Genomic DNA, 22,096 nt, shown 5'->3' on the forward strand with positions numbered 1-22,096 from the left:
CAGGGCGCGGCCTGCTGGTTTGCTGGGGGTTCTTAATGACGCCAAGGAATGGCCATGCATTTGTCTCAAGCACACCCATCCGTAACCGCTGCTGACACAAACAACGCGCAACATGCGGATGAACATTATCAACCGCTCAAAGAGGCGATCCCGCCGTGGTTGGGCAACACCTCAGCCACCCGGCGCGAAGCGTTGAAGAACAGCGTCCCGCTGCAGCCCGAAGCGCTAAAGTCGGCATCCGTTGAACAGCACACGCAAATGAAACAACTCGCTGGCGCACATCTCGATGCGCAGAGTCAGGTCGATAAAGCGCTGGAGCATCTACAGGACGCCGCGGCCTTCGCCGAGCCCTTGCTCAAGGCCGAACTGAAAAGCTGTTTCGATCTGGACCTGGATGTCAGAAACACCTTCGTGCGCCTGTACATCCCGGCGACCACCCCGCTGTTCCCGATCAAGACCGGCGCACGCGTCTGGAGCGTTTCCCTGCTGGAGGCGGCGCTGCATAACTTCGAAGATCGGGAAACCTACGACAACGCCTTCGAGGCGCAATCGACATTCACCACCGCGCCGACGCCGACCGGGCAATTCGAAACCCTGCCCGCGATCAAAGCCCGACTGAGCGTCCCCGCCTTCACCCAGCTGTGCCGGCGGTTGGACATCGGCGCGAAATACAAAGCCAGCCTGGAAGAAAACCTCGGTTATTCCGATCCGATGGTCGCCACGGTGCTGCGCAACAAACTCGACGCCAGCCAGAAAACCGCTATGAAAGCGGCCCTGCAGTGGGCGCGAATGAACCGCGATGTGTCGGAGAGTGCCGTGCGCCTGATCGAGGCCTTCCTCGATGGCATGAAAGGCCTCTATGTAAACGGCGCACCATTGCTCTGTCATGACGTGAGCATGCTTTGCGCACCGCTGACCGGCATGGTCGTGTTCGCCCCGGACCTGTATCTCTCACAAAACAATGCGCGGGTCGTGGCGTACGTGCCGGATGACCCCGATCATCCGTTCAAGGAGTACACCTCGCCGCTGGAGATGATCGTCGAGCTGACGCGCCAGCTGCGCTCGAAGGACTATCAGCGTTTCTTTAGCCGTTTCGTCAGTCACGAGCAACGCGGGTTCTTCTTCAGCACCCTCAACAGCCGTCTGAGCGAAATCAAGTGGCACCCGCATGAACCCGGCGACTCCCGGCCGGCGTGGCGCGAAGCACCGGTGGAGCGACCCGATCTGCAAACGGCGCTGGTGCCCTTCCATGACCCCGTTTTGCAGCACCTTCATCAGGCGAAACTGAACAAGATCTTCAACGACGCCCGAACCATTGCCGTGCCCACCGCAGTCGTCGATCAAAAAGCTCGCTGGGCGTTCTGGGACTCGGTGGTCGACATCCTTTCCACGATCGCGCAGGCCGCCGCGCTGATCGTCGCACCGTTCGTGCCGGTGCTGGGCGAAGCGATGATGGCGTACATGGCTTATCAGATGCTCGACGAAGCCTTCGAGGGCATCGTCGAATGGGGCCAGGGCCGCACCACCGAAGCTTTCGAGCATTTGATAGGCACCGTTGAATCGATGATCCAGCTGGGCATGTTTGCCGTGGGCGGCGCGATTGCATCGGCCGAGTTTCGCAAGGTCCTGCCCAAGGAAGTGATGGCGTTCATCGACCGCTTCAAACCAGTGAAACTGGCCAATGGCGAAACCCGCTACTGGGAGCCTAATCTGCAGCGCTACCAGCATCCCGCCAGGCCGCCCGCGGATTCGCAACCCAATCAACGGGGCCTGCATCAGCATCAGGGCAAGCAGCTGTTGCCCCTCGAAGAGGCGCACTTTTCGGTCAAGGAACATGAGGTGCCCGGGCAATACCGTATCGAACACCCGACCCGCCCCGACGCTTACCAGCCTGTGGTGCGGCACAACGGCGACGGTGCCTGGCACACCGAACTCGAACAACCCATGGAGTGGGACGGCGAAACCGCATTGCGACGCATCGGTCCTGCGGTAGAAGCCTTTACCCCGACCGAGCGCGAAACCATTCTTCAGGTCAGCGGCAGCAGCGAAGAGGCGTTGCGCAAGATGCACGTCAATCAGGAAAAAACCCCACCGCTCCTGGCCGACAGCATCCAGCGCTTCAAGATCGATCAACAATTGCAGCGTTTTATCGATCAGCTCGACAGTGACGTTACCGAAGAATTTTTGCGTGCCGATCAGATCACCCAATTGCAGCTGCTCAGCGAACACGGCCGCTGGCCGAGCGATCAACGCCTGCGCCTGATCGATCGCAACGGTGAACTGCTTTGGCAGTCCAGCACCGACGAAAGCCTGCCGTTGACCGAGCTTCGCCGGGACCAGTTGATCGGCGGCGACCTGCTCAAGAGTTTGCTTTCCATTCTCGACGAAGCGCAAATCAAGGCGCTGCTCGCCGAACCCTTCACCGCCAAGCCACCCCTGGACATTCGCACCCAGACCTTGCGCAAGCAATTGGTTGGCCTCGCGAAGAGCCACCGAAGTGCGCTGTTCGAATCGCGCTATCAAGCGTTGCAACACATTGACGATCCGCTGGCGCAACAGCTCAAGGCTCACAACCCCGGCCTGCCGGCGAGCGTCACCCGCGAACTGCTCGAAACCGCCACCGGCAGCGAATTGCTGCAGATCAATGAGGGGCAACTGCCACCGCGTCAGCAGGAACTGATGCAACTGGCCAGTCAGGAAGTGCGCGTGTCCCGAGCCTACGAAGGGCTCGAGCTCGGCTCAGTGAATAATCCGGATTCCGATTCGCTGGCGCTGCACAGTCTCAAATTGCTGCCGGGCTGGAGCGGCGATGTGCGGATCGAAATCCGCGACAGTCGCTACGAAGGCCCGGTCGTCGACAGCATCGGAGGCGAAAACGCCGCCGAAAAAAAGGTCCTGGTGAGGAACGCTGACCACCGCTATCAAGCCTTCGATGATCGCGGCCAGGAGCTGCATTCACTCAGCGATTTCTACTCCAGCTTGCTGTACGCATTGCCCGACAGTGAGCGCACCAGCCTCAACATTGGCATTGGTCAGGGCCAGACGCTGAAGGCTGCCATTCGCGAGCGCACGCTGGAGCGCGACGAGTTGCGAGTGGTGTTGCACGAAACGCCCATTCGGCCACCCGTCCTGGACACGTTACGGCTGTTGGGCAGCGATGGTTATCCTCGGGTTGATCGCGTTGAAAGCGTGAACAATCCTGCCCGCGCTTACGAGCAGGATATTCGCGCGCTTTATCCGCGGATGACCGAACAGCACGTGCGCGCTCTGACAGAAAACCTGCGTGCCAGCCCGGTCGGCCCGCATGTGGAAATTCAGCGACTGCAGAATGATTACCTGCAATTGCAAAACGATCTGCACATCTGGGCCAACGATCCGCCCGTCAGGCATCCCGATACCGGCGCTGCGCTGACCTCGCTGCAAAAGCGCGTCGAAATCCAGAACCGCCGCTTGCTCAGGGAAGAAATCCTCAGGGGCTGGCGTCGCGAATACCCGACCGGGATCAATCAGTACGGCATGGCATCAGGTTATGCCCTGCGGCTTGCGCACCCGATCATCGGCAACCTGCCGACGCTGTCGGCGGACCTCAGCCATATCACCGCGCTGTCCCTTGATGCCAGCGTCACCCCAGGTTCGCTAGACGTTTTGCTTCAACACTTTCCACGATTGCAACAGCTCGACGCACGAAATCTGAAGCTGCCGGCCTTGCCGCAAGTGCTCGGCTCAATGCCCTCGCTGCGCGAACTGAGAATGCGCAACTGCGACCTCAGCCTGTCGATCACCACGCAATCGGTATTCGACTCCATGCCGCAGCTCACGCTACTCGATCTGCAGGGCAACCCGCTGGGTTCACCGCCCGATCTGCACACGATGCCTTCGCTGCGTTACGTCAACCTGTCCAACACCGGCATCCACAGCCTGCCGAACGATCTGTTGAATCATCCACGGCTGATTTCCGGCCAGTTCAACGGCAATCGAATCACGGCCGTGCCCGAAGCTTTCTTCAAGCTGCCCCCCTCCCTGTGTGATGGCTTCACCTTCGCCGACAACCCGTTGTCCCCCGCCGTACGCGAACGGGTGAAACGCTTCCACAACCTCACCGGCAAGCACTTCGGCATCCGCCCGGAGCGGGCAGACCTGCAGCGCACCACCACGTTGTTTCCGAGCCTCGACGAGGCGCAAGCCACTGAGGTGCTGTACCGCTTGCCCGGAACACTGGCGGAGGGTCGAGCACAGCTGACGCTCTGGGAAACCGAGGTCAATCAGTTGAAGCTCGAACTCAGCCAATGGGTCAACCAGGCTGCTACCTCGCACCCCGAGACGGCTGAACGCCTGACCAACGCCGAGCAGGCGCGCGAACTCAATGCCCGACGCTCCTTCGCGCAACAAGTCGAGCTCTTCTGGCGCAGCCGGGACGCGTTCGACCGCAGTGCAGAATTTGAAGCAACGGCCGAGTTCAGCGCAGACATGCCTGTGCTCAGAGCCAATTTCGAGCATGTTTCGCGCCTCAAACTGACCGGCAATGCCTATGTTTCAGCAAGCTTGCCCTTCGTGGAGTCCTTCCCGAACCTGCTCTCGCTGAGCCTGACTGGCTTTGATCTGGCATCCGGCCCCCTTTCCTCAACCACTCTACCGCGGCTGACCGACCTGAAACTGAAAAACTGCGGCGTGGTAATGACGCCGGAAAATCAGGCCGCACTGGTTTCGCTGAACACCCTGCAGTCGCTGAACCTGAGCGGCAATCCGCTGGGGACTTTCCCCGATCTGAACCTGCTTCCCGAGCTCACATTCATCGACCTGTCCGACAGCGGCCTCACCGTCGCTCCGCAAGGGCTGGCCAGCCACCCTCAACTGCGAACGGCGGTGCTGACCGGCAACCGCATAACGGATATACCCGAGGCGGTATTCGAGCTGCCTGCAGACCGTAGCGACGGCCTGTATTTTTCCGACAATCCGCTGTCTACCGCGACGCGCGAAAAGATCAAAACCTACTACCGCACCCATCAACAGGACTTTGACGTCAGGGCCGCTGACCAGGACGTGAGCCTGGCGCAGGAACTGTTCCCGCAGCTGGATCAGCAAGAGGCCAGTGATATGGTCTACGACTTGCCCGGCGACCTGACCGACAGCCGCGCGCAACTGTTGCGCTGGCAAGCCGAGCTTGCGCAGATGGGGAGTGATCTCGATCGCTGGGTACTGGAAACCCCAGCCACCCATCCGTCTACAGGGCGTGCGCTTTCCGAAAATGAGCGCGCGCAACAGCGCTCGGCGCGCACCGCGTTCAAGCAAAACCTGGAAACGTTCTGGCGCCAGACCTCCAGCGAGACCGGCCAGCGCAGCCTGTCCTTTGCGGCAGACCTACAGTTCGTTGGCCAAACGCCTCGTCTGACCGTCGACTTCAGTCATGTCTCGAGCCTGAAGCTGACCGGCAATGCAGCGATCGATGGCATCGGGACGTTCGTGGCGTTGTTTCCCGGGCTCGATTCTCTGCAACTCAAGGATTTTGCGCTGAACGAAATACCCGCCTTCATCGGTCGCCTGCGCAACCTGAAGAAGCTTCGTCTGGACGGCTGCGCCGTAACCTGGACGCCTGCGGGAAGTGATGTACTCAAGTCTCTGCGCACGCTCAAGCGTCTGGACCTGAGCCACAACCCATTGACCCTGGCACCTGATCTAAAGACGCTGCCGACATTGCAGGACGTTTTTCTGGTCAATAGCGGTCTGACCTCCCTGCCTGACGGCGTTGTCGGTCACCCGGCGCTGCAGACGCTGAACCTCAACGACAACGCGATCACCCAGTTACCGGAGGCGTTCTTCAGCCTCAACCCGAATCGTGCAGAAGGTGTGCGTCTGGCTGGTAACCCGTTGTCGCTGGCGGCTCGTGAGCGGATCAAGATTTACTATACCCAACACGATCGCAACTTCGGAATAACGCCCGCCGCGGACGATGTAGCGATGGCCCGCAGAGTCTTCCCGCACCTGAACGATTACATGGCCAGTGACATGATCTATCGGCTTCCCGGCACATTGCAGGCAGGCACGGTGCAACTGATGAATTGGGAAGCGGAAATGACCCGGCTGCTCGGTGATCTGAATACCTGGCAAGAAGGCGTTCCGAGTCATGACCCGACATCCGGTCAGCTCTGGACTGCCGAGCAACGCGCAGCACAGCTTGAGGCCAGACACCAGTTCAGTGGCAAGCTTGAAGAGTTATGGCGCGCCAGTCGCATCGATACGCCGGATCTGCGCGTCGAAACCTTCAGAGCCAGGATCGCATTCGCGGGTGAGTTGCCGAAGCTGACCGCTGACTTCAGCCAGATAAGGCATCTGGAGATTCAGGGCCATCCACAGTCAACCGTCCCCGATGGCTTTCTCGACCGCTTCACTGGATTGGAGGGGCTGGAATTGCCGGGTTTCGCACTGGGCCGAATCCCGCAAGCCCTGGAACACATGCCATCGCTCGAGACGCTGATGCTGAGCCGGTGCAATATCACGCTCGATGCTGCCGGACAATCCACCTTGTCGACGCTGAGCCGCCTGACGTCACTGGATCTTTTCAATAATCCACTGGGCCATACGCCCGATGTCTCGCCACTGTCGAACCTGACGTTCATCGACCTGATCCGTACCGGGATAGACCGCGTTCCCGTCGGGCTGGAGCAACTTGCGCGCTTGCAAACGGCATTGCTGAGCGACAACAACATCATTGAATTGCCCGACTCTCTGGCGGCTTATGCCAATCGTGGCGTGGATGTGGGCTCCAACCCACTGTCGGCAACCTCGCGCGAACAGATCAAGGCCTGTTACCTGATGAAAGATGACAACTTCGGCGTCTGGCCGGAAGAGGAGGACATTGATCTGGCCCAAACGCTGTATCCCCGCTTGAGCAGTTTCGACGCCAATGACCTGATCTATCGTCTACCCGGAACACTGGCGGACGGACGCGCCGAACTGCTGCGTCGGCAAACCGAGCTGACCACGTTGCTCAACAATCTTGATATCTGGGTGAATGCAACGCCCGATGATTCGGTCACCCACGGTGTGCCGGAAAGTGACGCGTGGCGCGCGCAAGTCACCCAGCGCCAGCGCTTCAAGGACAATCTGGAAAAACGCCTGCGGCACTATCCGGTCAATGCTCTGGACGGCGAATTTGCCTGCGACTTGTCCTTCACCGGCGAGCTGCCGCCACTGACCGGACGTTTCGACTACATCGACCAGTTGCGGCTGACCAGCACGGCAGACACGCCCCCTTCAATCGATGCATTGCTGGAGCTGTTTCCGCGGCTCAGGGTCCTGGATATCCGTGATTACCCGCTGCGTCGCATTCCGCCGGCAGTTTTTCGCCTCGAATCACTGAGCAGCCTGAATCTCTCGGGCTGCGAGATCAACATTACGCCGCAAACCGCAGAAGCGTTCGCAGCACTGAAGAACCTTGGCTCTCTGGATTTAAGTCACAACACTCGACTCTGGACAGTCCCCGATATGGCGCATTTTCCCGACCTCCAGTTGCTGAACCTGCGCAACAGCGGCCTGACCAGGTCGCCTGCGGGTTTGTTCAGACTGACAAGGTTGAAAAAGGCCGATCTGTCCAATAACAAAATCAAGCGGTTGCCTGCGGTATTTCCGTCGCGACCCGACATCCGGATGACCGAGTACGATTTCAGTGCAAATCCATTGGTTCTGGAAAGCCAGCAGCGCCTGGACAGCTACAACAGGGCCCTTGGCGAACACCATATCGAGGCGCGGATACCCAGTACTCACGTCGGTCACGGACTTGACGACTTTGTCGATTCGGACTTTTCCGATGGCGAGGAGCTCCCGCCAAGCGGCAATAGCTGAGTCGCCTTCAGCCCCTCTCGGGGGGCACCGAGGATAATTCGAACGGGCTGCTGCTGCGCCGCTGGTTGCGATCTTCCCGCGGCGTGGCACCGAAGAAGTTGCGGTAGGCGCTGGAGAAATGCGGCCCCGAGGAGAAGCCACACGACAGGCCGATCTGAATGATCGACTTGCTGGTCTGCATCAACATCTGCCGGGCCTTGTTCAGGCGCAGTTCCAGGTAGTACTGGCTCGGCACACGGTTGAGGTACTGCTTGAAGATCCGCTCCAGTTGGCGCCGCGACACGCACACGTGCTGGGCGATTTCGTCGGTGGTCAGCGGTTCTTCGATGTTGGCTTCCATCAGCAACACCGCCTGGGTGAGCTTCGGATGACTGGAGCCGAGACGGTTCTGCAACGGAATACGCTGGCGCTCGCCGCCTTCGCGAATGCGTTCGACCACCAGTTCTTCGGACACCGCACCGGCCAGTTCGGCGCCGTGATCACGCGCCAGTACCGCCAGCAGCAGGTCGAGCACCGACATGCCACCGCAGGCGGTCAGGCGATCGCGGTCCCAATCGAACAGATGACTGGTGGCAATGACTTTCGGGAAGCGTTCGGCAAAATCGTCCTGCCAGCGCCAGTGCACAGCGGCGCGATAGCCATCGAGCAAACCGAGCTGGGCCAACGGGTAGACACCGGCCGACAGACCACCGATCACGCAACCGGCACGCACCAGTTGCTTGAGCGCACTGCTCAGCGCCGGCGCCAGTGTGGTCGGCGGCTCGTCAGCGAGCAGGAACAGTTTCTGGAAATTTTCGAGCTTGCCGGCCCACGCTTCACCGGGCAGTTGCCAGGCACCTTCGGCCGGCGGTTCGGCCTGCAGGAACGACAACTCGTAGACCACGTCCGGGTGCACGCGCTGAGCGACACGCAAGGCTTCCTCCGCCAGCGCCAGCGTCAACGCTTTAGTGCTGGGCCAAATCAGGAAACCAATTCGATGGGCAGTCATGGGCGGGCAATCCGAAACGAACAACGGTGATGAAGGCATGGGCCAATGCTAGCCCGTAAATGAACACACATCGCAAACAATGCAGATCCATTGTAGGAGTGAGCCTGCTCGCGATAGCGGTCTTTCAAACAGCCATGATGTTGACTGTTACACCGCTATCGCGAGCAGGCTCACTCCTACAGGGGGACTTCGTCTGTCCCCAAGGGCTGCGAAGCATGCACTATTGAAGTGCACAACGGCAGCCCTGTTTTATTTCAGGCTACCGGACAGGAACTGCTGCAAACGCTCCGATTGCGGATTGACCAGCACTTCGCGCGGGTTGCCGCTTTCTTCGACGACGCCTTTGTGCAGGAACACCAACTGGTTCGACACTTCGCGGGCAAAACCCATTTCGTGGGTGACCACGACCATGGTCCGGCCTTCCTGCGCCAATGCCTGCATGACTTTCAGCACGTCGCCGACCAGTTCCGGGTCGAGGGCCGAGGTCGGCTCGTCGAACAGCATCACTTCCGGTTCCATCGCCAGCGCACGGGCTATCGCCACGCGCTGCTGCTCACCACCGGACATGTGCCCAGGGAACGCATCCTTACGATGGGCAACGCCAACCTTGTTCAGGTAGTACTCGGCTTTTTCCCGCGCTTCGTACTTGGGTACGCCAAGCACGTGCACTGGTGCTTCCATGATGTTTTCAATCGCGGTCATGTGCGACCACAGGTTGAAATGCTGGAACACCATCGAAAGGCGCGAACGCATGCGTTGCAGCTGCTTCGGATCAGCCGCCTTCAGCGCACCGTCCTTGTTGGCGACCAGTTTCAGCTCTTCGTTGTTGAGCAGGATCTTGCCCGCGTGCGGCTGCTCGAGCAGGTTGATGCAGCGCAGAAAAGTACTTTTGCCGGAGCCACTGGAGCCGATGATGCTGATCACATCGCCGGCGGCCGCTTTCAGGGACACGCCCTTGAGCACTTCGTGACTGCCATAGCGTTTATGCAGGTCTTGGACTTCAAGTTTGTACATGCGGTCGGTTCTCACAAAAACAGTCAGTCAGTCGTTGAGCAAGCGCCCGTGACGCAGCGCATCGCGCCCCGCCACCTTGGCCAGCCAGAAACCGGGTTGGGCATAACGCAGCCGTTCAATGGCAAACAGCACCCCGGAGGTACCAGCACATACCGTGCTGACCCGATCGGCCACAGGGTCGATCACTTCAAAAATCTCCTCGCCCGCCTCGACCCATTCGCCGGGCTTGCGGGAAAAACTCACCACACCGGGGTGCGGCGCGAACAACAATTCGGTGCCTTCGAACGGCATGCCTTCACATGGCTCGTGCGCCGGATTTGGCCACTCGCCGGTGATCAGGCCCTGCTCGGCGAGGAAGGCGAGAACGCCTTCTGCGTAAGCCTCGGCATCCGCGCGACCGGTGTCGGCCTGACCGCCCAGTTCGATGGTCGTGGCCAGGCACGCCAGCGGAATCTGCGCATCGGGGAACTGCCGCGACAGGCGCAGCCACGGCAGCGAACAGGCTTCGTCGAACGAGCTGCCACCGGAGTCTTCCGCGAGCAAGCCGACCTTCACGTTCAGGTGCGCGGCGAGCGAGCGCCACTGCGGCCAGTGTTGCGGCAGCGCATACATGTGCAGCGCGGCTTCGGCGTCGCAATGCAGATCGAGTACCACATCGGCAGTGCAGGCATGGCTGAGCAATACGCGCTGCATGCCTTGCAACTGGCTGCTCGCTTCAGGCAGTGCGGCCAGATGATCAGCCATCGCTTGACGGATCAGCCGCACGTTGGCGTGTGGATCGTCCCCGAGTTTGTCGGCCAGCACGGCGGCGGCCGGCGCGCTCAGCTCAACGAAGTCACGGTTGAAATTCTTGCCGCTGCCAGCCTCGAAACGGCCTTGGTGATTGCCTTGCAGCAACTGCCCGAGTCCCAACGGATTGGCGACCGGCACCAGCTCGATCACACCGTTGAGCAAGCCTTGCGCTTCGAGTTCGCCGAGGCGCTTTTTCAGCTCCCAGGCGGTGCGCATGCCCGGCAGTTCGTCGGCGTGCAGGCTGGCCTGGATGTAGGCCTTGCGCTCGCCGTGGCCGAAGCGGAAAACCGACACCTTGCGCTCGCTGCCCAGGTGGCTCCACGGCAACACGTGGTCGATGCGTTCCATATCAGTGCTTCCGCGGCGCGAGGTAGCTCAACCAGCGACGCTCGGCCAGCTTGAACAGCTTGACCAGAATGAAGGTCAGGCACAGGTAGAACACGCCAGCGGTGATATACGCCTCGAACGGCAGATAGAACTGCGCATTGACGGTACGTGCCGCGCCAGTGATGTCGATCAACGTCACGATCGACGCCAGACTGGTGGTCTGCAACATCATGATCACTTCGTTGCTGTACTGCGGCAGTGCCCGGCGCAGCGCCGAGGGCAGCAGGATGCGTTTGTACAGTTTGAAGCGCGACATGCCCATGGCCTTCGCCGCTTCGATCTCACCGTTCGGCGTGGCCTTGAGGCTGCCGGCGATGATCTCGGCGGTGTAGGCGCTGGTGTTGACCGCAAACGCCAGGCACGCACAGAACGTTGCGCTGGACAGCCACGACCACAAAAAGCTCTCACGTACCGCTTCGAACTGCGCCAGACCGTAATAGATCAGGAACAATTGCACCAGCATCGGCGTGCCACGAATCACGTAGGTGTACAGCCACGCGGCGCCGTTGACGACCGGGTTCTTCGAGACGCGCATCAGCCCCAGCGGCAGTGCGGCCAGCAAGCCGAAAAACAGCGACAGCGCGAGCAGTTTGAGGGTGGTCAGCAGGCCGCCGAAGTACAGCGGCAGCGCCTCCCAAATGACGTTGTAGTCGAAGATCATAGATCAGCCGCCCTTACGCCTACCGAGTAGCGCTTCTCAAGGTGACGCAATGCCAGCAACGAAACACTGGTGATCACCAGGTACATCGCCGCCACTGCGAGGAAGAAGGTGAAAGGCTCGCGCGTGGCATCCGCCGCCTGCTTGGCCTTGAACATCATGTCTTGCAGACCGACCACGGAAATCAGCGCGGTGGCCTTGGTCAATACCAGCCAGTTGTTGGTGAAGCCGGGAATCGCCAGACGAATCATCTGCGGCACCATCACCCGGAAGAACACCTGAAAACTGCTCATGCCGTACGCCATGCCGGCTTCGGCCTGGCCTTTGGGGATTGCCATGAACGCACCGCGGAAGGTTTCCGACAGGTACGCACCGAAGATGAAACCGAGGGTGCCGATACCGGCGGCCAGCGGGTTCAGGTCGATGTAGTCGTCATAGCCGAGCATCGGCGCGACGCGGTTGAGCAAGTCCTGACCGCCGTAGAAGATCAGCAGGATCAACACCAGATCGGGAATCCCGCGGATCACCGTGGAATACAGATCGCCCAGCCAGGCCAGCCAGCGCACCGGCGACAGGCGCAGTGCGACACCGATCAGCCCGAGAACGATGGCCAGAGCCATGGACGACAAGGCGAGCTGAAGCGTCAGCCATGCGCCATCGAGGATGACAGCCCCGTAGCCTTTCAACATGATTCAGGTCCTCGAAAGTTGGGATGAAAAAATGGCGCAAACCGCAGAGATTCTGTTGCTTGCGCCATTTCGGACTTGTCGCAGAGACGTCTTACTTGCCGTAGATATCGAAGGCGAAGTACTTGTCCTGGATTTGCTTGTATTTGCCGTTCTCGCGGATGGCCGCGATGGCACTGTTGATCTTGTCTTTCAGGGCATCGCCCTTGCGTACTGCGATGCCTACGCCGTCGCCGAAGTATTTGACGTCGGTGAACGCCGGGCCAACGAACGCGAAGCCTTTGCCGGCGTCGGTTTTCAGGAAGCCGTCATCGAGCAGGGTCGCGTCAGCCACGGTACCGTCGAGACGACCGGCAGCCACGTCGAGGTAGATCTCGTTCTGTGAACCGTACGGCTTGATCTCGGCACCCAGTGGGGCCAGGACTTCACGGGCGAAACGCTCGTGGATCGAACCGCGCTGTACGCCGATGTTCTTGCCTTTGAGCTCAGCCAGACCTTCGCTGACCTGAGTACCGGCCTTCATCACTAGACGCGCCGGGGTGTTGTAGTACTTGTTGGTGAAGTCGACCGACTTCTTGCGGTCTTCAGTGATCGACATGGACGACAGGATCGCGTCGATCTTGCGCACTTTCAGCGCCGGGATCAGACCGTCGAACTCTTGCTCGACCCACACACACTTGACCTTCATTTCTTCGCACAGCGCGTTGCCGATGTCGTAGTCGAAACCGACGATGCTGCCATCCGGAGCTTTCGAGGCGAATGGCGGGTAAGCCGCTTCGATGCCGATCTTCACAGGCTTTTCGTCAGCGACGGCATTCAGCGACAGCACGGACAGTGCCAGGGCGCCAAGCAGCACAAGTTTCTTCATCTTGGGACTCCATCGGTAAAGGGCAAAAACGGCAGAGTGAGCAACAGCCCAATATGCGAATGGGTGAATCAGGAAATCGGTTGCTGCATCGGTGGGAAATTTCCTGTTGAAACCGGCGAAGGTTTCAACGTCAGCCACGATGAGCGAGTGATCGGCATTCTAACGACAGGCCCGAAGCCGATATTTCTTCAATGCGACAACTAATTACAGATGCACAGAGAAAGCGACTTGAGCGCATTGACAGCCTTGCAATTTCATGCAAGTGCGAAAGGCAGTGAACCGATCCATGCTGCAAATTGCGGGCCTATTATTCGCAAACCCTTCTAATCCGGCAAGCGCAGCGTTATGTCTTATTTTTCAGCGGGGGTTTTGAGGCTCTAATACGGGGCTTAGCGTTTCCCTTCGCCCCGTTGCGGGGCGGGCGGTTACACATTGGCTTGTATTGGGTAACAGAGCGAACGGTCCTGCGGTGCAGGTCGATAATTATTGGCTGGTCGGTTTGGGTTTCCTACAACGCACTGCACCGGCGCCAGACAGATTGCTATCGCGAGCAGGCTCACTCCTACAGTTGATCGCGTTTCTTCAGGTGGAATGCGATCCCTGCAGGAGTGAGCCTGCTCGCGATGAGGCCCGCCCAACCACCACAAAACGTGCAGACACAAAAAAGCCCTGTCCGGCATACACCGAACAGGGCTTTTCAGCACATCAACCTGCTACTCAAGCAACATTCATGGTCTTGTGCGTATCAATCAAATGCTGCACCACACCCGGATCCGCCAGGGTCGAGATATCGCCCAGCCCGTCGTATTCGGCCGTGGCAATCTTGCGCAGAATCCGCCGCATGATCTTGCCCGAGCGGGTCTTCGGCAGGCCCGGCGCCCACTGGATCACATCCGGCGAAGCGATCGGCCCGATCTCCTTGCGCACCCAGTTCTTCAGTTCCAGACGCAGTTGCTCGGTCGGCTCTTCGCCATTCTTCAAGGTCACATAGACATAAATGCCCTGCCCCTTGATGTCGTGCGGCACACCGACCACAGCGGCCTCGGCGACTTTCGGATGCGCAACCATCGCGCTCTCGATCTCGGCCGTGCCCATGCGGTGGCCGGAAACGTTGAGCACATCATCCACGCGCCCGGTGATCCAGTAGTAACCATCGGCATCGCGACGCGCGCCGTCACCGGTGAAGTACATGCCACGGAACGTCTTGAAGTAGGTATCGACGAAGCGATCGTGATCGCCGTACAGCGTGCGCGCCTGACCCGGCCAGGAATCGAGAATGACCAGATTGCCCTCGGCCTCGCCCTCGATGATGTTGCCGAGGTTGTCGACCAGCGCCGGCACCACACCGAAGAACGGCCGTGCCGCCGAACCCGGCTTCAGCGCATGCGCGCCCGGCAATGGGCTCATCATGTTGCCGCCGGTTTCGGTCTGCCACCAGGTATCGACGATCGGGCAACGCGACTTGCCGACATTCTTGTAGTACCAGTCCCAGGCTTCCGGGTTGATCGGCTCACCGACCGAACCGAGCAGACGCAGACTGCTGCCATCGGCGCCCTCAACGGCAGCCTGACCGGAAGCCATCATCGCGCGGATCGCGGTCGGCGCGGTGTAGAGGATATTGACCTTGTGCTTGTCGACGATCTTCGCCACCCGGGTGATGTCCGGATAGTTCGGCACGCCTTCAAACAGCAGCGTGGTCGCGCCATTGGCCAGCGGGCCGTAGACGATGTAGCTGTGGCCGGTGACCCAGCCGACGTCGGCGGTGCACCAGTAGATTTCGCCCGGGCGGTAGTCGAACACGCGCTCGTGGGTCATCGCCGCATACAGCAGATAACCGCCAGTGGTGTGCTGCACGCCCTTCGGCTTGCCGGTCGAGCCGGAGGTATAAAGGATGAACAGCGCTTCTTCGGCGCCCATCTCCTTCGGCGCGCAAACGGTGCCCGCGACTTTCATCAGGTCTTCGTACCAGATGTCGCGATGCTGGTTCCACTTGATGTCGCCACCAGTGCGCTTGCAGACGATGACTTTCTGGATGCTGCTGGTTTCCGGGTTGGTCAGCGCGTCATCGACGTTGGCCTTGAGGGAAATCTTCTTGCCGGCACGAATGCCTTCGTCAGCGGTGATCACCACTTTCGAACGGCAGTCGATGATGCGACCGGCCAGGGCTTCCGGCGAGAAGCCACCGAACACCACCGAGTGAATCGCGCCGATCCGGGTGCAGGCCAGCATGGCGACCACGGCTTCGGGAATCATCGGCATATAAATGGTCACCACGTCGCCGCGGTGCACGTCCTGACCACGCAGGGCGTTGGCCAGTTTGCACACTTGCTCGTGCAGTTCGCGGTAGGTGATGTTGCGGCTTTCGGAAGGATCGTCGCCTTCCCAGATGATTGCGACCTGATCGCCGCGCTCGGCCAGATGGCGGTCGAGGCAGTTGTAGGAAACGTTCAGGGTGCCGTCGGCAAACCACTTGATGTCGACGTGGTGATCGTCGAACGACGTCTGTTTCACCGTGGTGAAAGGCTTGATCCAGTCGAGGCGCTGGGCTTGCTCGCGCCAGAAGCCGTCAGGGTTGACGACCGACTGTTGGTACATGGCTTTGTAGGTCGCCTCGTCAGTCAGCGTATTGGCCAGAACCTCGGGACGAACGGGATACAGAGAAGCCGCACTCATCTTTCCTACCTCGGTGTAATAGTTGTTTTTGTATGACCCCGTTGTAGCCGGGTGGGCCCCATAGAACCATTCGACGATGGTAGTAACAAGCCCCTACAAAACATCCAGACTTCCACCATTGCTGAGTTGAAATACCCTTTCGAGCCACCCGCAGTCCTTGTGGGAGCTTGCCTGCAAGCGATCCGGCCAGCACAGCCAACCTCTTCATTGACTGAACCATTGCCATCGCCAGCAGGCTGGCTCTCACAGTTCTCGGGCATCTGCATAATCCCTGTGGGAGCTTGCCTGCAAGCGATGCAAACACCACGGTGCATCAGACAAACCCACCTCGCTGATTGTTACCAAATCTGCCAAAAGTGTTTATCAAAACCCGCTCTGTTTACCCTCACCCCATCTCCTTAAAATTCACCTCGCCAACACGGCAAACGCGAGTAACAACGTTACAGCCCCCACGAAGGCCGTTAATCCACCTCTCGCAACAAAGATCAAAAACTGAAGTTACACACGCAACCCCAAAAAGGTTGCGTGACCCCTTTCGACCTCAAAAAGGTAAACAGTAGATGAAAGCTTTAATGTTCCTGGTCCTCAGTAGCCTGTGTGCAACCGCCATGGCCGACCAGACCCCGACCGATGTTGCACAGCAACAACCGGTGATCGAGGAATACACTTACTCCACGCACCTGGACATCGCCAAAGTTGTATCGATGAGCGAAGTCCCGAATGTTTGTGAAGTAGTGCCGGCAAAAATGGAATACGACGACTCCAAAGGCCAACGCCACATCCTGCGTTACAGCATCATGGGTAACGGCTGCACGAACTGAATCAGACTGCACCGAATTGGATCGCTCAACGCTACATTGAGGGTCGATTCCAGCCCGGCTTCGGTCGGGCTCAGTTGTGTCTGGAGCCGCGAAAAACGCTTGCAAAACACTAGATATAGTGAAAAACGCGCTTTTCTGGCTATTTTTTAAACAGAAAATCATCTGCCAAAAATTTAACGAAAAAAAATCTGCAGGGGTCGACTCCGCGCAAAGCCCTGTAAACCCACGGTCGGATCGAAATCCACCCCTTCCTCGGCCTCGCCATGAGCCGATTCGCCGCACCACGCCGGTAAAAATTTCCCTATAATGCCGCCCCATACGGGTCAGCAATATTCCCTTACAGGGAGCATGCGCCATTCTGAAGCCCCGCAACCGTGCTTGACACTGGCTGCGCCCATCAGAGGCTCTCGGAACCCGTCAAAATTTCTGTTTATTTGCCTGCGTGCATCGCTGCAAAAAACGACATCCAACGCGGCTTGTTTGGCCGTGTGAAAAACCAACCCATCAGGTTTCACACGGGCACAAGCCCTCACGCAGGAGACGACACGTCATGCTGAGCTGGGACGAATTCGACAAAGAAGACAGTGAAGTAGCGGTAAAAGGCGCCAACGCCGGCCACGCTTCCGAAGCCAACATGGACCGCCTCGACAACGCTGGCGGTGCCGCCGCCCTCGAAGCCCGCGCCGTGACCGCCGACGACTCGGCCGCCGTGGCCCGCGCCAAGGCTGCACTGAACTCCCTCGACGTCGCCGAAGGCCTCGCCGAACTCGAAGGCGCCGCCGCCCGTGTCGCCGTCGACGAAAAGCGCATGATCAACTGCCGCGCCGACCTCAACCAGCTCGTGCCATTCAAGTACGACTGGGCCTGGCAGAAGTATCTGGACGGTTGCGCAAACCACTGGATGCCGCAAGAAGTCAACATGACCGCCGACATCGCCCTCTGGAAAAATCCGGAAGGCCTGACCGACGACGAGCGCCGCATCGTCATGCGCAACCTCGGCTTCTTCTCCACCGCCGACTCCCTGGTTGCCAACAACCTGGTCCTGGCCGTGTACCGCCTGATCACCAACCCGGAATGCCGCCAGTACATCCTGCGCCAGGCCTTCGAAGAGGCAATCCACACCCACGCCTACCAGTACTGCATCGAATCGCTGGCCATGGATGAAGGCGAAATCTTCAACATGTACCACGAGATCCCATCGGTCGCGAAAAAAGCCGCTTGGGGCCTGAAATACACCCGCTCGATCTCCGATCCGAAGTTCGAAACCGGCACCCCGGACACCGACAAAGAGTTGCTGCGCAACCTGATCGCCTACTACTGCGTGCTGGAAGGCATCTTCTTCTACTGCGGCTTCACCCAGATCCTCTCCATGGGCCGCCGCAACAAAATGACCGGCGTCGCCGAGCAGTTCCAATACATCCTGCGCGACGAATCCATGCACCTGAACTTCGGCATCGACGTGATCAACCAGATCAAAATCGAAAACCCACATTTGTGGGATGCCGAGATGAAGGAAGAAGCGACCCAGATGATTCTGCAGGGTACGCAGCTGGAGATCGAATACGCACGGGATACCATGCCTCGTGGGGTGCTGGGGATGAATGCGGCGATGATGGAGGACTATCTGAAGTTCATCGCTAACCGTCGGTTGTCGCAGATCGGCCTCAAAGAGGAATATCCAGGGACGACTAACCCGTTCCCTTGGATGAGCGAGATCATGGACTTGAAGAAAGAGAAGAATTTCTTTGAGACGCGCGTGATTGAGTATCAGACTGGTGGGGCGTTGAGCTGGGATTGATTAATATCCTTAGCCGATAACGAAGCCATAAATAAAGGGCTGCCAGTAGGCAGCCCTTTTGTTTTAGCGACTAATCGGACTCTATATTTCGCTGGGCTTTTTCAGCACAGCGCAACATTACACTATCAATTACAGTGTCCGGAAGCACCTCAAAAAGCACCCCTCCAGCATCACGATTCACTTCAATCATAAATTTCTGAAACGCACGCCCAGTGGACGTAATCCACTGATTACTGCGCATTACTCGCATCAAAGCTCTAATAATCGGTACTCTTGCAGAGGTATTTGGTCGTTCCACCAAGGCCATTCGAATATCTGCGACCTTAAGGATGAGCTTGAGGGCACTTTCTGGGTCTTCGGGATCGGCGATATTTGCAATATGCATATTCCACCATAACCTAGAAATCGCATTATCATCACGAACACCAGTGCGCCCCTTAGCAAAAAAATGCTTCAGAATATGATCTACTTGCTCTTGATCACTGCCCTTTATAGGCCAACGCGCGCGAGCATATTTTAGACACTCAAGATGCGTAAAACGCCCCCAAACTCTCTCCTCCATTGCTAGTGCCGGCGTCATCCCTTCGAATGATTTATATACGACAACAGAACTTTCATAGTCAGACGAAGCCCCTTGAACACCATTCAAACTTGAAAGCCTATCAAGATCAACAAAAACCCACTCACTACTAATGGACCAGCCGTTACAGGAGGAAATTTCAATAAAATTTCCTGATCGATACAACTCTATATTTTTCAGAACATCGGATTTGAGCTCTTGCAAACTTAGCTCAGATATATACTTAAGTTTTTCGGAGGCCATAACGTTACCCCTTGATTACTTCATCCAACTTCAACGCTGGAAGCTCAAGAAGCTTCTGAGCGCCTTCCAATATTGAAACGCCCGATTCATGAGCAATGCCCTTAGCCCTGCATTTTTCCATGAATGGGACAAACCATCGCCACTCATCATATGAGTGATCCGCCTGCAGCCGATCAAGGACCTCCATAACCGCAGGCAAATAGACAGAATTCAAAACAACCGCCATTTCTCGCTGACGAAGGAGCTCAATAACAGAAAAAACAGTTGGAGAAACTAGTATAGAAATCCTATCTCCCTCTAGATCCACACGAATCTCACCCTCTTCAACCTCAGAGGAGTTATTTAATTCGAAGATACTTTCAATAGAGGCAAGTTTCGCCTGACCAACACTAATTTCGGACTCTGCCCCAATCGCTATAATATCCCCCAACTCCATGAAAACCGCGCCTGAAAACTCCGAATGAAGCGCTTCTGGACTCCACCTCTGCAACTCAGTTGACAACCAGACTATTGGACGTAAAGAAACCTTATTAAGTAAACTTCCCGAAACAAAATCAACACTACCTTCAGGATAAGAGAGAAGTCGCAATTCGTTGTAATAGGTATCGCTACACTTTACAAGACAACCTACTACTGCCTGACCGCTCGCCACCAGATACGCTACATCAGGATGAGTCAACACAATATTATGACGAAGAAAAAGAGCCCCAGTCTTCAAATTTTCAGAAACATCAAAATCAACAGAGAATTCGCCACTAAGGAAATCACCCGTGAATGGGCTTAAAACAGGGTGAGGGAATTTAGTAAAGTCTGACAGCCTCATTCAGAAACCTCCCTGCGTTCAGCATACGATGCCCGCACTTCTATTGGTCCCTGGTAGGGCTCATCGAATGAAACCAAAATAGAGTAACGCTGGCCATTAGAAACATCTACTATTACTCCCCCCTCATTAACAACACCAATGTCTACTGAATTTACAACAAGATTCACTGGCGAGTTCAAACCAACAGCACTTATATCTAACTTAACTTTCCCACTCACATCAGCACTGAAAAATACCCTACGCAAAGCACCATTCGACTCAGAAGTTTCTATGCGATTTCTGATATCCTTTAAGTTGATAAAAGTATCGCGTCCAAAACTTTCTTTTTTACCATCACCTTGTCCCTTTCCCTCTCCCCTCTCTTGACTTCTACTTCTACCACCACTTCGGCCCCCACTCTGGTGTTCTTCTCCCGCCTCACCGTTGGCCCCCGCCCTTTCTTTGTTGTCTCTACGCCTAGCTGAATATCTATAATTTTCCGGATCGTTTTCCCCGCTAGAGCTTGAAGACTCGCCCCCACGATTTTCGCCAGTAAAATACTCTCCCAGCTCATCAAGAATTACCGAAGATTGAGACTGAATTCCTGTGACCTCCTTTATAGTTTGGCGTAGCAAGTCACCTAATTTTCGCAATGCTTTAACAGCCACGCCACGTTTAACACCATCATTAATTCGCTCAGCTGAAAACGCATCATGGGCGGGATTTTCGAGACTTTTTAAGAGTTTGCTGGCTGCATCGTCTATTGGTTCAACGATCGCAACAAAGTCCCTAGAATTCTGAAACCTTGCAAGAGGTCGATCAAAGTAACGTAAATTATCTGTTATCAACATACCGTTACGGATAAAACCAATGCGCCGCGGTAGCCCTTTATCGACTAGAATTCTAACGCGCATTCTTCCTAGCCCCGGAACATCAAGAATAGTAACCGAAGCATTTGCCGAAACTATGCATCTATAAAGTTCCCGTGCAAACTCCAAACCAGATCGGGCACCTGATGCCTCGGCAGCCTTAAGCATACTTTCATCCGAGAGCATATTTTCAATAGTATTCGAGTTAATATTGATTTTCCCAGAATCAACCTCGAACACCATTGTCTTATCATGAACGGCTGCAAAAAAATTAGTCAACAGCGAAGAGGCCATCCGCTCAGGCCAATCATTAGCATGTCGAAACCCTAAGCTAAATATTGATGTTCCACGACTATCTCTCTGCATCCACTCTGGCACAAAATGTTTTTCGGTAACAGCCTGGAACGACTCCCCCCCCCAGTACCCTGTTGCCTTATATTGATTGCCCTTCAGGTCACTATGAGAGATAAGCTTAACTTTACCTTGAGCGGCAAACTTTAAACTTTCGTCCTCCTCACACTGATAAATAGTGGAATAAAATACTGTTTGTAAGTCTGAAACGGCAAAGGAGGCATTCTTTCCGATTCCGAAAGAACCTCCCGAGGTTTCACTGTTTTTTATGCTAACGCCAGAACCCTTCAGCAGAGCATTAAATGGGGAATTACGGGTACTCGGAGGGCCCAACAACCCCTTAGTATTAAAGTCAGCTATCCTCAATATGGACAAATTTGGTTTATTAATCACAAGCCTTGCATTATCAAAAAAATCTCGTTCCTTCTCGCTGGAGACCTGCTCTAAACAACTATCAATGACAATCGAGAGAGAATCAATGGATGGAATTTCTTTCACCGGAATGCTAAGAACATCAAAAGTTATTCTAACGGGCTTATCGTTATCAATATTAGCATCTCTTGAGTTTTGGCCTGCTTCACGCGCGCAACTACCATATGGTGCGTCGCGAAAGGTTTCTATTCCCGCATCACCTAATCCCTCCTGTTCATCACCCACATTTGGTAAAAACTCAAAAGCCGGCTCTGCCATATTTCTTCCTCCTGAAAAAAAACAACATCAAATGAAC

13 protein-coding genes are annotated in these 22,096 nt (G+C 56.8%); 3 read left to right on the top strand and 10 right to left on the bottom strand.

Annotated features, from left to right (window positions below):
* Positions 1 to 54: 54 nt before the first annotated feature.
* On the top strand, positions 55 to 7,839 hold the full coding sequence (locus BLU52_RS17965) for a dermonecrotic toxin domain-containing protein (protein WP_090285412.1): 7,785 nt from the start codon (positions 55 to 57) through the stop codon (positions 7,837 to 7,839).
* A 7-nt stretch (positions 7,840 to 7,846) separates the two neighbouring features.
* Here the strand turns inward: BLU52_RS17965 and argR are convergent, their stop codons facing one another.
* From argR to acs, 7 genes are all read right to left on the bottom strand, one after another.
* Complete coding sequence (gene argR, locus BLU52_RS17970) at positions 7,847 to 8,827, bottom strand: transcriptional regulator ArgR (RefSeq protein ID WP_090285414.1); 981 nt, start codon at positions 8,825 to 8,827, stop codon at positions 7,847 to 7,849.
* Between the two features lie 249 nt (positions 8,828 to 9,076).
* Positions 9,077 to 9,841: an ABC transporter ATP-binding protein gene (locus BLU52_RS17975; protein WP_007912705.1), complete on the bottom strand. Its 765-nt coding sequence runs from the start codon at positions 9,839 to 9,841 to the stop codon at positions 9,077 to 9,079.
* A gap of 27 nt (positions 9,842 to 9,868) precedes the next feature.
* Positions 9,869 to 10,981, bottom strand: a complete 1,113-nt coding sequence (locus tag BLU52_RS17980) for a succinylglutamate desuccinylase/aspartoacylase family protein (RefSeq protein ID WP_090285416.1) — start codon at positions 10,979 to 10,981, stop codon at positions 9,869 to 9,871.
* A gap of 1 nt (position 10,982) precedes the next feature.
* On the bottom strand, positions 10,983 to 11,681 hold the full coding sequence (locus BLU52_RS17985) for an ABC transporter permease (protein ID WP_090285418.1): 699 nt from the start codon (positions 11,679 to 11,681) through the stop codon (positions 10,983 to 10,985).
* Positions 11,678 to 12,367, bottom strand: coding sequence for an ABC transporter permease (locus tag BLU52_RS17990; protein WP_016773583.1), 690 nt, complete (start codon positions 12,365 to 12,367; stop codon positions 11,678 to 11,680). The genes BLU52_RS17985 and BLU52_RS17990 overlap by 4 nt, the downstream gene beginning before the upstream one ends.
* Positions 12,368 to 12,458: 91 nt before the next feature.
* Positions 12,459 to 13,232: an ABC transporter substrate-binding protein gene (locus tag BLU52_RS17995; protein ID WP_090285420.1), complete on the bottom strand. Its 774-nt coding sequence runs from the start codon at positions 13,230 to 13,232 to the stop codon at positions 12,459 to 12,461.
* A 717-nt stretch (positions 13,233 to 13,949) separates the two neighbouring features.
* Positions 13,950 to 15,905: an acetate--CoA ligase gene (gene acs, locus BLU52_RS18000; protein ID WP_090285423.1), complete on the bottom strand. Its 1,956-nt coding sequence runs from the start codon at positions 15,903 to 15,905 to the stop codon at positions 13,950 to 13,952.
* Between the two features lie 560 nt (positions 15,906 to 16,465).
* Here acs and BLU52_RS18005 point away from each other — a divergent pair.
* Positions 16,466 to 16,726, top strand: coding sequence for a DUF2790 domain-containing protein (locus BLU52_RS18005; protein WP_090285425.1), 261 nt, complete (start codon positions 16,466 to 16,468; stop codon positions 16,724 to 16,726).
* Positions 16,727 to 17,276: 550 nt separating this feature from the next.
* On the top strand, positions 17,277 to 18,524 hold the full coding sequence (locus BLU52_RS18010; RefSeq protein WP_090285427.1) for a ribonucleotide-diphosphate reductase subunit beta: 1,248 nt from the start codon (positions 17,277 to 17,279) through the stop codon (positions 18,522 to 18,524).
* A gap of 70 nt (positions 18,525 to 18,594) precedes the next feature.
* Here BLU52_RS18010 and BLU52_RS18015 read toward each other — a convergent pair whose 3' ends face one another.
* From BLU52_RS18015 to BLU52_RS18025, 3 genes are read right to left on the bottom strand one after another with little or no spacing between them, the layout of a single operon-like run.
* Positions 18,595 to 19,347, bottom strand: a complete 753-nt coding sequence (locus BLU52_RS18015; RefSeq protein WP_090285429.1) for a DUF6339 family protein — start codon at positions 19,345 to 19,347, stop codon at positions 18,595 to 18,597.
* 4 nt (positions 19,348 to 19,351) lie between these two features.
* Entirely contained in the window at positions 19,352 to 20,170 is an 819-nt protein-coding gene (locus BLU52_RS26715) for a hypothetical protein (RefSeq protein ID WP_157720709.1), read from the bottom strand.
* A complete protein-coding gene (locus BLU52_RS18025) occupies positions 20,167 to 22,059 on the bottom strand; it encodes a hypothetical protein (protein ID WP_090285433.1) in 1,893 nt (630 codons plus the stop codon). Before BLU52_RS18025 ends, BLU52_RS26715 begins: the two co-directional genes overlap by 4 nt.
* Positions 22,060 to 22,096 lie beyond the last annotated feature (37 nt).

The sequence above is a fragment of the Pseudomonas granadensis genome (genome assembly GCF_900105485.1).
In the GTDB taxonomy this organism is placed as follows: Bacteria; Pseudomonadota; Gammaproteobacteria; order Pseudomonadales; family Pseudomonadaceae; genus Aquipseudomonas; species Aquipseudomonas granadensis.